14 protein-coding genes and 1 tRNA gene are annotated in these 14751 nt (G+C 44.0%); 7 read left to right on the forward strand and 8 right to left on the reverse strand.

Translation table 11 applies throughout. The annotated features are described in order from the left end of the window. The first annotated feature begins 158 nt into the window (after positions 1–158). From AC4II3_RS05620 to AC4II3_RS05645, 6 genes are all read left to right on the forward strand, one after another. Complete coding sequence (locus AC4II3_RS05620) at positions 159–764, forward strand: vWA domain-containing protein (RefSeq protein ID WP_488008373.1); 606 nt, start codon at positions 159–161, stop codon at positions 762–764. 110 nt (positions 765–874) lie between these two features. Next, on the forward strand, positions 875–1327 hold the full coding sequence (locus AC4II3_RS05625; RefSeq protein ID WP_488008371.1) for a salt stress protein, Slr1339 family: 453 nt from the start codon (positions 875–877) through the stop codon (positions 1325–1327). Between the two features lie 307 nt (positions 1328–1634). Then, positions 1635–2255 carry a vWA domain-containing protein gene (locus tag AC4II3_RS05630; protein WP_488008369.1) on the forward strand — a complete coding sequence of 207 codons (621 nt, stop codon included), beginning with the start codon at positions 1635–1637 and terminating at the stop codon, positions 2253–2255. Positions 2256–2580: 325 nt separating this feature from the next. Then, positions 2581–3795, forward strand: coding sequence for a circadian clock protein LdpA (ldpA, locus tag AC4II3_RS05635; protein WP_488008367.1), 1215 nt, complete (start codon positions 2581–2583; stop codon positions 3793–3795). Between the two features lie 154 nt (positions 3796–3949). Further along, positions 3950–5893 carry a R3H domain-containing nucleic acid-binding protein gene (locus AC4II3_RS05640; protein ID WP_488008365.1) on the forward strand — a complete coding sequence of 648 codons (1944 nt, stop codon included), beginning with the start codon at positions 3950–3952 and terminating at the stop codon, positions 5891–5893. Between the two features lie 189 nt (positions 5894–6082). Continuing rightward, a tRNA-Gln gene (locus AC4II3_RS05645) sits at positions 6083–6154 on the forward strand. Between the two features lie 115 nt (positions 6155–6269). On the opposite strand, the gene AC4II3_RS05650 is transcribed toward AC4II3_RS05645, so the two are convergent. The 8 genes from AC4II3_RS05650 to AC4II3_RS05685 form a co-directional block, all read right to left on the reverse strand. Next, positions 6270–7154 (reverse strand): hypothetical protein, encoded by an 885-nt coding sequence (locus tag AC4II3_RS05650; protein WP_488008363.1) that lies wholly within the window; start codon positions 7152–7154, stop codon positions 6270–6272. 205 nt (positions 7155–7359) lie between these two features. After that, a complete protein-coding gene (locus AC4II3_RS05655) occupies positions 7360–7962 on the reverse strand; it encodes a DUF1517 domain-containing protein (RefSeq protein ID WP_488008361.1) in 603 nt (200 codons plus the stop codon). 634 nt (positions 7963–8596) lie between these two features. Further along, positions 8597–9295: a hypothetical protein gene (locus tag AC4II3_RS05660; RefSeq protein ID WP_488008359.1), complete on the reverse strand. Its 699-nt coding sequence runs from the start codon at positions 9293–9295 to the stop codon at positions 8597–8599. A 334-nt stretch (positions 9296–9629) separates the two neighbouring features. Further along, on the reverse strand, positions 9630–9998 hold the full coding sequence (locus tag AC4II3_RS05665; RefSeq protein WP_488008357.1) for a hypothetical protein: 369 nt from the start codon (positions 9996–9998) through the stop codon (positions 9630–9632). Positions 9999–10311: 313 nt separating this feature from the next. Then, positions 10312–10962, reverse strand: coding sequence for a hypothetical protein (locus tag AC4II3_RS05670; RefSeq protein WP_488008355.1), 651 nt, complete (start codon positions 10960–10962; stop codon positions 10312–10314). Positions 10963–11204: 242 nt separating this feature from the next. Next, complete coding sequence (locus AC4II3_RS05675; protein ID WP_488008353.1) at positions 11205–11648, reverse strand: hypothetical protein; 444 nt, start codon at positions 11646–11648, stop codon at positions 11205–11207. A gap of 319 nt (positions 11649–11967) precedes the next feature. Further along, positions 11968–12906, reverse strand: a complete 939-nt coding sequence (locus AC4II3_RS05680) for a M56 family metallopeptidase (protein WP_488008351.1) — start codon at positions 12904–12906, stop codon at positions 11968–11970. Continuing rightward, positions 12906–13328 (reverse strand): BlaI/MecI/CopY family transcriptional regulator, encoded by a 423-nt coding sequence (locus AC4II3_RS05685; protein WP_488008349.1) that lies wholly within the window; start codon positions 13326–13328, stop codon positions 12906–12908. The genes AC4II3_RS05680 and AC4II3_RS05685 overlap by 1 nt, the downstream gene beginning before the upstream one ends. Before the next feature lie 228 nt (positions 13329–13556). Between AC4II3_RS05685 and petJ the strand changes: the two genes are divergently transcribed. After that, a complete protein-coding gene (petJ, locus tag AC4II3_RS05690; protein WP_488008347.1) occupies positions 13557–14045 on the forward strand; it encodes a cytochrome c6 PetJ in 489 nt (162 codons plus the stop codon). The last annotated feature ends 706 nt before the right edge of the window (positions 14046–14751 follow it).

Genomic DNA, 14751 nt, shown 5'->3' on the forward strand with positions numbered 1-14751 from the left:
AATGCTGATAGCTGAATGCTGATAGCTGAATGCTGATAGCTGAATGCTGATAGCTGAATGCTGATAGCTAATATTTATCTATACCCAACCGCGTTACTAGTCAAAAATGATAATTTTGATACCCTAGAGGAGTATGATGATAGTGGGTAAGACTAGCAATGCTCGAACAACGTGACTACACCTTAATCATCGATAAAAGTGGCAGCATGTCGATTAGGGACCAACTGGGTGGAAAAAGCCGTTGGCAAATCATGCAGGAGTCTACCCTTGCCTTAGCCAATAAATGTGAAGAATTAGATCCAGATGGCATCACCGTTTATGTATTTGCTGGTCGCTTTAAACGCTACGACAATGTAACCGCAGATAAAGTCCTACAGATATTCCAAGAAAATGAACCATCGGGACGCACGGATTTAGCTGGTGTTTTACTCGATGCCACCAACGACTATTTTAAACGTAAGGCTAGTGGCCAAACCAAAGAAAATGGAGAAACCATCTTAGTGGTCACTGATGGGGAGCCTGATGAACGGAAAGCTGTGATGAAGGTGATTATAGAAGCATCACGGCGTATTGATGTCGATGAAGAACTCGCAATTTCCTTCATCCAAATCGGGAATGATCTCCAGGCAACTAAATTCTTAAAAATATTAGATGATGAGCTGCAAAATGCTGGGGCTAAGTTCGATATTGTAGATACGGTAACGATTGATCAGATGGAGGATATGACTCTGACTGAAGTTTTGATCAATGCTATTATTGATTAAAGGATTAGCATAGGTTAGTGTGATTTTTACCGTCAGGGTGCGAGGTGCTTTAAGTTAACTGTTTTAAAATCATCCCTCAACAGTTAACAAACTAATAGGAGACCTAAGTCATGGAATCAATGGATGACTTGTTAGCTCAACTCAAAGCTGAATATGAACAAAAAGATGCTGGTGTTCAACCGAAACAACAGCATCTTTTTCAGGAACAACTAGTTGATTTGCCACTAACTGATCCACCAACTAGTGAATCACCAGCGAAAATACCTGATTGGGTATCTACTGCTCAGGATCGGGAGCTGGCTGAGATGAGAACAGAATTTGATAAAAAAGACCAAGAAGACGCTCTTAAACAACAGCAGGAACTCGAAGCTGAACAAAAACGAGTTCAGCAGCAAAAGCAAAGAGAACGAGAAGCCTTTACTCAGCAAGCGACTGAGTGGCTAAAAACCTTAAGCCCAAACTCAGCAGAAGGCTTGTGGTTTGAAGAATTTTCTGATTCCTATCCCTCCAAACTGGAGGCAGCAATTGACTATTTGCAAGCCTTCAAAGAAACTCAGTCTTGACTACGACACTAGTCAAGTATGTTCTAATGGTGATTCAGAATTTGAGGATTAATCTCTAAGATTATTATTTTAATTTATAATAGTAAATAGAGACAACAGTCAATCAAAAAAGCAACCATTACCTACCCTGATAAGCAAGTCTAGGGTGCTGCGGTTGAAAGATGTTTTTAATAATGATTTCATAATGTTGGCATAAATGAACTACTGCCAAGGATCTTAGGGCAAAAACACTCAGATGAGCTGTGGAATTATTAGCTAAGCTAGATTAAGAAATCGTGGCAGTTTTAGGTAAGGAGGAAATTTTTTCGTGGGAGGTTCACTCGTGGAAGACCGTGACTATACGTTAATCATCGACAAAAGCGGCAGTATGTCTAGCCCAGACTACCAAGATAGGAGCAAAAGTCGATGGCAGATTGCCCAAGAGTCTACCTTAGCAGTGGCCAGAAAATGTGAACAGCTCGATCCAGATGGGATTACGGTTTACCTGTTTTCTAGTCGCTTTAGACGGTACGATAATGTTACCTCAGATAAAGTAGAACAAATTTTCCAAGAAAATGATCCCATGGGTCGCACCGATCTAGCTGGTGTGCTAAAGGATGCCACCGATGACTACTTTAAGCGCAAAGGGGCTGGGCAAACTAAACCCAATGGGGAAACCTTCTTGGTGATAACCGATGGTGAGCCAGATGACCGCAAAGCTGTAATGCGAGTGATCATTGAAGCATCTCGGCAAATAGACAAGGATGAAGAACTAGGCATTTCACTGATCCAAGTGGGTAATGATGCCATGGCAACTCGGTTTCTGAAAGTACTTGATGATGACCTTCAAGGGGCTGGGGCTCAATTTGACATCGTGGACACAGTCACTTTGGAAGACATGGAGAATATGACCTTAGCCGAAGTCCTGCTTAACGCGATCATTGATTAACCGAAGAAGCGCCAAAATTACCATGGCTACAACACCATCCCACGACTAACTATCACGTGGGATGGGTTGAAATAAAAACAATTTTGAAATAAAAATAATTTTGCATTAATTGACACCATTATTATATTGAGATCAGCTGTATTAATTCAACCGCTACATTTAGTGTAACGATAAAACCAGCTACCCTAAATCTGCCTTTTTTGAAAACAATTGAGGGATTTCCCCCCCCGGAAAGGTTTGTAATCGCCTCAAAAAAAACCTTTTTCATTACTCGAATTGTAAAATTAGTCTCCCCATTTTTGCTTTAAAGATTTAGCATATAGGAGTGACTGAACTTTACTATCCCTTACATTCCTTAAGGGAAGGTGGTTGGTTCAAGCTCATTTGCGGAGCCAGTTTTCAACACCTCCCTGCTGTTAGAAGCCTAACCTTGGCTTACACCCTCGCCGGTGCCGATTGTATTGATGTGGCAGCTGACCCGGCGGTCATTTCGGCGGCGAAAGATGCCTTAGAAGTCGCCAGCACCATGGGAAATGAAGCCAAACAGCGAGGGTTTGGATTCTGTGGCAGACCATGGCTGATGGTTAGCTTGAATGATGGGGAAGACCCCCATTTCCGGAAAGCCGAATTTGACTCGGATTTGTGTCCAGGGGACTGCCCCCGTCCCTGTGAAAAGATTTGCCCAGCACAAGCAATTACTTTCCAGAATGGCAGTGAAGCTTACTCTGGTGTGCTCGACCAACGCTGCTATGGCTGTGGTCGTTGTCTGCCAGTTTGCCCCCATCAGCTGATCACTACTCGCTCATACGTATCAGCTCCTTTTGCGATCGCACCCCTGATTCTAAGCAATGGCGTTGATGCTATAGAAATTCACACCAAAGTCGGGAATTTACCAGATTTTAAAAGACTATGGAATGCGATCGCACCCTGGTGCGCTCAACTCAAACTCCTAGCCATTAGCTGCCCAGATGGTAAAGATTTGATTGACTACCTAAAAGAAATCTACCAACTCATCCAGCCTTTACCCTGTCCTCTAATCTGGCAAACCGATGGACGTCCTATGAGTGGGGATATAGGCATGGGCACAACTCATGCTGCTGTCAAACTCGCTCAGAAAGTCATCGCTGCTGGATTACCAGGATACGTACAGTTAGCTGGTGGTACCAATAACCACACCGTCAGCAAACTAAGAGCAGCTAGGCTTTTGAAGCTAGCCCAAGTTGATAGGTTGCCGGTTGAACGTTCTTACAACAACTTTGGCCAAAAGGCCACCCTAGGCGAACAACCAAATAACCTACCCTACTTTGCCGGTGTGGCTTACGGTAGCTACGCCCGAGTTCTACTCTCACCGATTCTAGAAAAGTTAGAACAAGACTATGACCAAAACATTGATCACCACCAGGGATTCTTTCCTAATCCCTCTTATAGAAACCTTGAAGATGTACCAGATCTGCTCTGGCAGGCTGTGGCAACTGCCCATGCCCTGGTGGATCAACTCAAATCAGTCAAAAAAATTCCCCAGAGTATCTCATTTTCTTGACTTTAATCGAGAAATACTGTTCGATTAAATTGGCATCAAACCATTCAATTATGAGGAGTAAAATTAAAAATGACATAAGTCCCAAATTTTCAACAACCGCAATTTAAACAGGGCCAAACGTAACAGCAGAAATCGCTTTATTTGAGCAAAACAAATGGTGAATTTTCCACTAAGCAAGCTTTCAGATCAACAAGTGTCATTCAATCAAGAATCACCAGTGGTTTATGAAAATAGCTTGGTTGAGGCGATGACCGTTAGTGGTCAATCCTCAGAGGTAAGTGACAATCTTCAACTAGATTGTGCCACTATACCTACCAAGGAACACCAAGAAACAGTGGACAAAACTCAGGGGATTTCAAACTGTGAAAAAATTACAGATGACCTACCAAAATTACTAGACATTTTGCCCGCCGAAATTCGCTCATTATTGGAAAAACATCCTGAAAGGGACAGTTTGATCGAAGTGATTATGGATCTCGGTCGCTTCCCAGAAGTGCGCTTTCGTGACCGGGCAGAGTACCTTTGTGATACACCAGTTACTATCGAACAAATCAATCACTGCGTTGAGCGAGTGGGAGCCTTTAGCGGTGATAACCGAGCCGGAATTGAGGGCACCTTGCACCGCATTAGTGCGATTCGGAACCGTCCAGGGGAAATTATTGGCTTAACCTGTCGTGTGGGTCGAGCGGTCTTTGGTACCATCGGCATGATTCGTGACTTGGTCGAAACTGGTAAGTCAATTTTGATGCTCGGGCGTCCCGGTGTAGGCAAAACTACTGCTTTACGGGAAATTGCCCGAGTTCTGGCAGACGAATTAGACAAACGGGTCGTGATTATCGACACCTCTAACGAAATTGCTGGAGATGGCGATATTCCTCACCCAGCTATTGGTCGAGCCCGACGGATGCAGGTCGCTAGCCCAGAACATCAGCATCAGGTGATGATTGAGGCGGTGGAAAACCATATGCCAGAAGTGATCGTTATCGATGAAATTGGCACAGAACTGGAAGCTCAGGCCGCTCGTACCATTGCGGAACGGGGGGTGATGCTGGTGGGAACTGCTCACGGCAATCGGATTGAAAACTTGATTAAAAATCCCACTCTTTCGGATTTAGTAGGGGGTATCCAGGCTGTAACCCTAGGCGATGACGAAGCCAGACGGCGAGGCTCCCAGAAAACCGTTTTGGAGCGAAAAGCCCCCCCAACCTTTGAAATCGCTGTAGAAATGCTAGAGCGTAAGCGTTGGGTAGTACATGAAAGTGTTGCGGACACGGTTGATAATTTACTCAGGGGACGTCAACCAAATCCTCCAGTGAGGACAGAAGATGAAAATGGTAAGGTCACCATTACCCGAGAATTACCTAGCGCTCCAGTTGCCATTCCGCCAAATGGTCGGAGCAAGGGTCACCTTACCCTAACGACTCCTAGCCAACCAACAGGGTGGCGTTCATCTGGGCAGATGAAGCCCCTATCCCTTCAAGAACCAAAGCCAGCTCGGGAAAATAGTACGTTTGAACAACTGCTGGCTGAATCTTGGTCACAGCAAGAGCGCTTGGGTCAAGGGATGGAGATGTTAGGACCCAATGGTGAGGATTTGCCACTACAGGTCTATCCTTACGGCATTAGTCGTCATCAAATCGAGCAAGTGATCCAAATCCTAAATTTGCCTGTGGTATTGACAAAAAACATGGATACTGCTGATGTGGTTTTAGGATTGCGATCGCATGTCAAAAGCCACTCCAAGCTCAAGTCCATTGCTAAATCTCGTCAGATCCCGATTCACGCCATCAAAGCTAGCTCCATCCCCCAGATTACTCGGGCATTAAGGCGTCTGTTGCACATGGATGACCCCACAATTCCCGATGCTGCTGATTTGGAGTTATTTGCCCAAAGCGTTAGCGAGGATGAAATCGAGGCTCTAGAAGAAGCCCGTTTAGCAGTTGAGCAAATTGTGATTCCCAAAGGCCAACCCGTAGAATTGTTGCCCAGATCGCCTAAAGTGCGGAAGATGCAACACGAGTTAGTTGAACACTATCGCCTCAAGTCTTCTAGCTTTGGCGATGAACCCAACCGACGTTTACGGATTTATCCGGCGTGAATATAGGTTGAAAAGGAAGAGGGGGGAAAAAAACATGCGGAGGTCAGACAATCAATCTCTCTTTCTCTTCCTTCCGGTGACCATCACCCCATCACCCCCGATCCCCCTTTAAGCCAAAGCAAAAATAATCAAAAAAAATACTTGACATATTCCCACTCAGATCTGTTATCATCGTAGGAGTGGCACCGATGGGGTGTAGCCAAGCGGTAAGGCAGCGGGTTTTGGTCCCGCCATTCCTAGGTTCGAATCCTAGCACCCCAGTTATAGTAGTCAGGTTATAGTAGTCAATCACCAACTAACCTGATAGTGCAGCAAAATAATAAGAAGCTTCTAAAGTCTTTAGAAGCTTCTTTAAGTATTTTTAGGGGCGTTTTGACTAACGGCGGCGTCTGAAGGAACGACTACCACCACGACTACTACCAAAGCCAGAACGCGATCGATTAGTGCTGCCAAAACCACTGCTTCTTGGTTTAGCTTTCTTAGTACTAGATGGACTAGAGGTGCGTAACTGACTTGAGCCGAAACCACTTCCTGTGGAGCGATTAGCGTTGGGTGAGGCTTTACGAGTAGTGGCTTGATTAGCTGCAGGAGATTTTCTTAAGCTACCAGTCGTGCGGAAAGAGCGAGTATTTTTAACCACGGGTGGCGGTGATTTGTACCGTGTTTCATATCGGTTCACTGCTTGACTATAGCTGCTACCATATCCACCATAACCAGTCAGAACCCCTCCTGGTTGATAAACTGGTGGAACATAGTATTGAGGTCGAAATAGCATACTACCTATAGCTTGACCAGCCAAAGCACCAGCAAAGGGAGCCCAGAAACTAGATTGCTGACGCACGATTACTGTTTCTTGTTGACCAGTTTGAGGATTAGGTCTAGTCTCAGTAACATTGTGAACATATTCAATCCGGAAGTCTTCGGTCAGGTACATCACCGGCTGATTGTCATCAATACTCAGATAGGTATTTTCCCCAGCAGCAACCTGCTCATCAGTCAGACGTGCCATCTGCAAATCCCTGCTCCGAAACACTGGTGGACTACCCGCAGGAGTATTGAGCACCATTAGGGTATATACCCCATTAACATCATCGTAGGTTGCCTGTTGTACGGGATATTTCCCATCACTCAACCGAGTCGGAGTAAAGGAGGCATTCCCACCCCGATTCGGCGGCAATTGGCTTGAGTTAGGAGAACCACACCCTACTGTAGTCCAACATAGGGTTAGAGATAGAACAAAAATCGCAATTGTACGTAACATATACTTAAAAAAGTTTTCTTAAATCACTATTGTTCTCTTCAATCACTATTGTCTAATCGCGCTTTGCTATGGGCTAGTTAATTTTTAATAAGACAATTTGGGGAAGATTTTTCGTTCGTCTTGCCCATCACCCCATCACCCCATCACCCCATCACCTGATAGTGAAAACTATAACACTATATTTTGTTAACCTATTTTATTCTGATTACAGGGGAACCAGTTCCGGGAAATTAAGTAAAATTTGCTCATCAGTCAGTTCATCACCCAACTGTGCTGGAGAGAAGTGAACCTGGATAGCTTGCAAACTTTCCTGATAGTGGAGATTAATCAATGCCTTTAGACCTGCTTCTAGGTACTCAACACTAGCTAGGTTAGTTTCTAGTTCAGGAACTTCCCCTTCGTAGGCTACTGTGATCATCACAATTACGTTTTGGGTCACAGGTAGGGATAAAGGTTCATTTTCACCTAAGGGTGTAGTGAAATCTGGTTCAGACAGATAGCGCCCAGCTGAGTCAGTAAACAGTTCATTAACGTAGTTCCCAGCTTCTCCTTCTTTCCAGAAAACATCCCCTTCATTCCCTGCGGATTGCCAGTAGATCTGCAGCTGTAGGAGGTTTTGACAAATTGCTACCAGTTCTTCCCCTAATACCTTCAAATCCCCATCTGATTCAACGGCCTCCCGTGCCGCACGATTGAGTACCCCCAACAAGGGTGTTACTTCTGAACCAGCTAAGTGTACAAACAAACGAAAAACTACAAATCTAGTTTTGCCACCAAATTTATTTAAGCGATCGCGCCAAGAGCTCATCCTTCTGTCGGCTAACTTACGCCGTTAATTAATCTCAATTATCTTATCTATCCTACTCTAGCCCATTGCTCACTGCCCCTACTGGATTACCGAACACCCGCCTTAGTCAGACAGAGCCAGGGGAGTATGGCTCACAGGGGTAGGTTTTTTACATGAGAGTCAAACATGGGACTTAAGCTCATCAGAGAAAAGAAAAACAACGAACAAGCGGTGCAGCGCGGTCTTGGGGGAAACCCTCTGTTCCCTTGCTGCATCGCTTGTCTGTACCCCCACACCCCACACCCCACACCCCACACCCCCTTATGAGGGGGAGTTAGGGGGGCAAAACCAACTAAACTTCGTAAGTTCTATCAGAAAAGAAAACAGGAGCGATTGCTTCTGCACCAGTCAACCGAAGCTGACTGAGCAATCACTCCTGAACACACCCCGTTTTTGAAATCTGTAGCGTTTTATACCATGTATCTAACAAAACCACAAGAGGTTTGATCCATCTCTATCTAACTGGGTTTACTTGAAGGGGATCTCACCATCTTTCTAGCTGCTGAGGGTTGACTGTCAACCCTCAACCCTCAACCGTTAACCGTCAGCAATAAATCAGTTGCTTAGAGCCGTACTTAGTCAAGTAGGGATCAGCTCATCCTACTTTTCTTCTGAACTCAATTAAGTTTGACGTGTGTTTTGTTACTGACAGTGGTTTTGTTTCTGACAGTGGTGTAATATTAATATCGTGATCTTTGGTAAAATCTGCTTTACACAAAGTCATAATACGCTGTTGCCACCATTGCTTTTCTGTAATCTGTTGCTCAAAAAAGTCGGGCATAAACTCATAGGAACTAATCAGGCGACGACCCAGGTATAACACTAGTTGCTCTGCCTTATAATCTTCTGCGTGATAAGTTGACCAATCGTCGATTAGGTTTAAATCCCATACCCCAATCCACTCTTGGTTTTTGAAGGGGTCAATTAGGCTAATCCCGATGCGATGAGAGACGTTACTAATCGGTAAATTAACAATTTCTCTTTTGGTGTTACCTGGTTTTCTTTGGCGATTGCTTCTCTGGAAATATCTATCTAAATCCGCTAGGTTATCTAGAGTAATTAGCAAGTATTGTCTTTGGAGCAGCTCACAGTTAAATCGCCATGTGCTGACAGCTCCCGGTGTGTTTCTTTCCAGAAGCAACAACTTACAGCCTTTTCCTGGCAGCTGTCGCATCACTAGAGGCGTATAGTACTGTTCTATTTTTCTTCCTATAATCCCTTGGATCCATTGTTTAGTGATGTGCAGCCATTGCTTTCTAGAGTCAAGTTTACTATAATAATCTAAGACCGTCATACAATTAATTTTAGAAGTAGTAGTAGATTTAACACCCTTCGTCAAGGTGTTGGCAACCCTGAATAAAAGCTATTGACTAATTGCAAACTAGTCAGCAGCGTCTTCTAGTTGAGATAGATAGCTGAGATAGCTGAGATAGATAGTAGATAGCTGAGATATACAGCTGAGATAGATAATAGATAGCTGAGATAGATAGCTGAGATATACAGCTGAGATAGATAGCTGAGATAGTCTTCCTTATGAAATTAGAACTCAACCGGTGAGTAACTAGACAACTAACTAAACCATAAGTCTTGACTAATTAGTACGTTAATTGATGGTAGTAGCGACGATATTACTCCTCTTCATCCATATAGTCATTTACTAGCAGTTGAATTATTCCTTTGCTTTTGGAGAAGATTGTAGATTTATCAATTTCAATACCTAGCCCCAAGCCAATTAAGGTTAACCCAGTCACTAAGAAACTATAAGGAGGCGACTTGGTAGCAAAAGAAATATTTTCCTGACCATTTACCCGTTCATAGGAGGCTTCCAGTGACTGGAATCCCAAAATCATCGCCACAATCAGAGCAAAAACATACCCTCCCCTTACTATCGGCTGCTTTTCATTATGATTGTCAGTTGGATAATTCACCAAACCACTCGTGCTGGCTTCATAGTTCTGATTGCCAGAAGGCACCGAATTAATTGATTGGTTTTGCATAGTTATTTGTTGGCAAACAGTTTTAGAGAAATAAATCGCTGTTGGCTACGTAGCTGCTCGCGTAGCGTGACCATTCGCGTAGCGTGGCCATTAGGCCAAGGTCAATCGCGTAGCGTGGCCATTAGGCCAATCAAGTAGACCTAAAGATTCAGCAATGAGCTATTGAATTAGTGTACTTAATTGACCGGTCAAGAAAGTCAGGTAATACCTTATAGATCCTTAAGCGGTTTGCCGCTTACCTAGGTAACAGGATCAACGATTTTGAGTCTTAATGGTGAGTGATGGCTGATAGAAAATGGAAACTACATGGAAACTAACTTGCTAAGGGTTCTGATATTAGTTCCCAAGCATTGACATGGCTGACACCAATTCTCACTGGTACGTTCAGATAATCATCTACCAGGTAATAATCGGTCTCATAGCGGCCTAATGTGCCATCGGGACGCCTCAGTGTGTACTGGAATTTGGGAATGTAACGCTCCCGAGTCAATCGATCAATTAGTTCGTTATAGTCATCGCGACTATCACGCCACAAGTACCGATAATTAAAGCCAGTCCACTGATGGGGTTGGAGAATGCCTCGTTCTGGTGCAAGTAGGTCATTGGTATGTAAGCAAACATCATTCCACATTGACGTAATTACTACAATCAGACCTTCTTCACGCTTTTCTTTGATAAAATCATTAACACGAAGGTAGTTTGCTCCTAGCAAATAGGTTCCGTCTTGGCGTATTGGTCCGGTCATCTTTATCTGGCTCCTGAGTATGGAGGTGGGAATTTGGTAAGGTCGCTCGCATCCGGGCCAGGATACAATAGCCCGTTGGAGCCTGAGTTTTTGAGCAGATACAGCCAGCTCACTAGCATGTCGCCTTAGAGCATAAGCCGCTAATCGTGATGGAGCTTCAATATTGAAACTCTCGGTGGTAACTGATAGATGGCACCCTGAGAAAAAGAAATTGTCCATTGTTGAAGACTGAAACCTAAAATGACACGCTGACTAGTGAGTGTTGCTGTTAAGCAAGTTAAACCGGACAAACGGAGACTATGGCTAACTACTATGGTTGGTGATCTAAGTAACCGGCGGCTTCCATAGTACAGTAACTGGCAGGATTGATTTTAGCCAAAAATCGCTTCAAAAAACGATAATTTATCTAAAACATCCCCTCTGATAGCAATAACCATTGGCAGTTGTTAGTCTGATCACGGTTATTGAATCCTTGGCAAGTCGTTGTTGCTCGACAATTTTGGAAAACCGTAGAAACAGCGATCGCGAATCTCGACTAACTCATCCGTTGTCCAAGGTTCACCATTGTTCTTGCATAGCGCTACACCCAAACCAATCAAGTCATCATCTGTGGGTCGGTTTCCTTCCAAGATGGCTTGCAGGTTTTCAACGCTAACTTCACTTAATCGTGATAGTTCTTCTAAGTTCCAGCCATGAATCAGATCAGCAATGGTAGACGTTTGTGCTGGAACTGCTAATAGTTGGCTGCTGTCTAGGTAGTTAAAAAATTTAGTCAGCGTATCTTCTAGCCCTTCACTGTAGTCAAGCTCGTGTTCGACACAGTAGTTGCGGAAGCGCTTTAGTAGATGCTTCGGAATATGTCCTCGCAGTAATGCATACCGGGGATCTGTCTTTTTGTGAACCAATGTCCTTGTCCTCTAGCTCGGGAGAGAGCAACATGTGATTGTCCTCTTATAAGTTTGGCACATTTTGTCACGATATACGTCTATTGGTACATCGTGATATCATGACAATCGGTTAATACACTGGTTAATACACTTAGGTAGTTACTACACTTAGGGGGTTTATTTAAGTGTTTTACTTAAGTGTTTTATGTGTTCGTTCCTTTTGTCGCGATATATTTATATATTTACATCACTATGTCGCGACGTCAAGACAAAAAAAATATTTTTTTCCCTTTCCCTGTGGCAAACATGCCTGTGGTAATGCCTGTGGCCCTTAATTTTATTGGTGAAACGGTACAACCAATAGGGGTAATAATACGTATAGCAACCAAGTCCAATTCCAGGAGTAATGCCAGGAGCTAGTACCAGTGGAAGACTCTTGCTCTGTCAATAGTGCATCGATTCTCTGTTGGAAGCGACTGGGAGACACTGGTCTACTAAAGGGAGCACAGAAATTTTCCGTAGTGATCATCGGACTACTAACCATAGTTAACAGTGATTCTGCCAACAATAGGGCATCGACCCGTTTAGCGGCCCAATGGTCAGCACGGATTTCTCGTAGACTCAATAGTTCTTGCCACAATGACTCTGTATTTGGTAACCAAGCAGTGATTCGATGAATCCATCCTAGCCAGAAAAACCAGAAGGTATCTCGGTAATGGTGGTGAGCTTGCTCATGGGTGATAACAGCCTCTAGATGTTCCGATGAAAGAGTTTCTAAGAGTCCCTGACTAACCACAAGTTCGGGTTGCCAAAAGCCAATCTGAGCAATAAAGGGTATGGGAGTGTCTAAAAGACGAGCCAATTGACCCTGACTAGCTAGGGATTCAGGGGTTGGAGTTAAGCCAGGACAGTTTTCAACCCTTTCCCATTGCCCATTTTGCGTACGCCCATTTGTTAAGCAAATTTGGGGTAAGGAACGAACTTGTTGCAAAGACTGCCAACCAAGCTTTGCTGACTTTAGCCACAACATTAGTGCCCAACCCAGAAATCCTAGGGCTAGACAGTAGCTGATCCAGTCGGTGCGTAACCCGATCATTTGTCCCTTTGGCCCCATGGATAGCACAGCCAAAGCAGTGGTTAGGAGGAGTAGAGGGGGAGCAAGAAATTTCACTAGTAGCTGTTGCCAGCGCCTGGGACAACTCCCAGGGAGTTGGTAGCTTGTTTGCCTGTGCCAGCAAGCCAGCCCTAAGGCTGCTATTATCATTACAAAATGCATTATTTTCTCTCCTTCCCCCTTTGACGTGCTGCTTGCAGTCGTTGTGCGATCGCAGAAATTTGTTCCACACTGGCTGCATCTAAGCTATCGGCAAAAGCAGCAACTACATCTGGATTGCCTACAGCTAAAAAGCGATTGAGCTGGTCATGGGCTGCGAGTACCTGAGCTTCTTGGCGAGACACTAAGGGGCTCCATAAAAAGGTACGCTGTCGTTTATCACAACTGAGCCAACCTTTCTGGGTCAAGCGGCGTAGCACTGTGGTCACTGAAGCATAAGCTAATTCCCGATCTGGGTCAGCCAAAATCTGTTCATGGACATCTTTGACAGTAGCGCAACCTAATGCCCAGATGATCTCCAAGATTTCTCGTTCCAATGGACCTAGGGAAAGTTGTTTAGGGCGATGATGGGGCAGAGGACTCATAGATTACTGGTTAATTTTGGGTTAATTTTGGGTTAATTTGGGTGCTAGAGGTTATTTATAGTGTATGAAGTTTTGAGCAGCCAGGCTATCCCGATACATATGTAGTCGGTCTGCTTCCTTTATTTAGAGTCTTGGTTCTTAGGTTTGACAGGGGTTATTAATCGGCTTACAGTCATCCTAGAGAATAATTATAGGCCACTCTGTAGCCTGCTATCTGTTTTGATCACAATGAGAATCCCCTTGAAGAAGCTGCTATCAATCCTGTTGACTGCTACGGTATGGTTTACATTTGCTCCAGAACGTCCAGCCCTCGCTGGTGATGTCGATCAGGGAGCTCAGGTTTTTAGTCAAAATTGTGCTGCTTGTCATATCGGTGGCAATAACGTGATTATGGCCAATAAAACTTTGAAGAAAGCTGTGCTGAAACGATACAAGATGTATGACCTGGAAAGAATTAAAACCCAGGTAACCAATGGCAAAAACGCTATGCCCTCCTTCAATCAGAAGCTGACTGAGCAGGAGATTGAAAATGTGGCTATCTATGTTTTATCCCAGGCTGACAATGACTGGCAGTTGGGCAAAGACATTCCTATTCAAAAATCCCCGAAGTCCAAATCTCCAGAATTAGATGTAGAGGCTTCTGAGAAGACAGTTAATCAGGACAAGACCGATACCCCTAAACCTAAAAAGCGATCATTCTGGCGCTCATTATTTTGATTCATTGATCATTATTTTGATTACTCTAATGTAATAAAAGTTACAATGACAGCATTTTTGGTATCGCTAGATACTAAGTTATCAATTATTAATATCAACAGCTACAACTAATCGAGAGAACGAGCACCCTTTCGTTAATTATTAGTGATTCCCATTTCCTGGCTTAGGAAAACAGGGGATTGGGGGGTTTTGCACTTCAAGAGTGTGAAGATGGGATGGACGCGCGTCCCGCTTTCAGCGAACGCTGATTATCACCAAGCCAAAGCCCAAGGAAGAAGATATTACTGAATCCCTTACTGGCCAATAATCCCAGCGACATGGGTTTGTTTTACTGTGGATTGACCCAAATTTATGCAAATTTTTAGTAAAGTTTGTGCATTACTTTGGTTAACTATCTGTTAAGCTAAACAAAGCTAAACATCCTTTATTCAAATAAAGACAAGGGTGCATATCATGATTCGCTGTCAAGATTCGGTTAGTTTGTGGATTAACTCCTGGGAGCTGTTGAAATCCATCTATAACCTCAATTGTGGTGATTGATGCCTAGTTTAGTGAGGCCTATTGGTTAAACCTAGTTAAACCGATGTTGACGAGAGGGTGACGGAGGGAATTTCCCCAATACCGCTGTCCAATGGGAGCAGTTTGTGCTGATTTGAGACAACACAGAGAGCACCGAGAGCTTTTTTAAAAGCTCTCCCTAAACTAT

This window comes from Moorena sp., assembly GCF_982860115.1.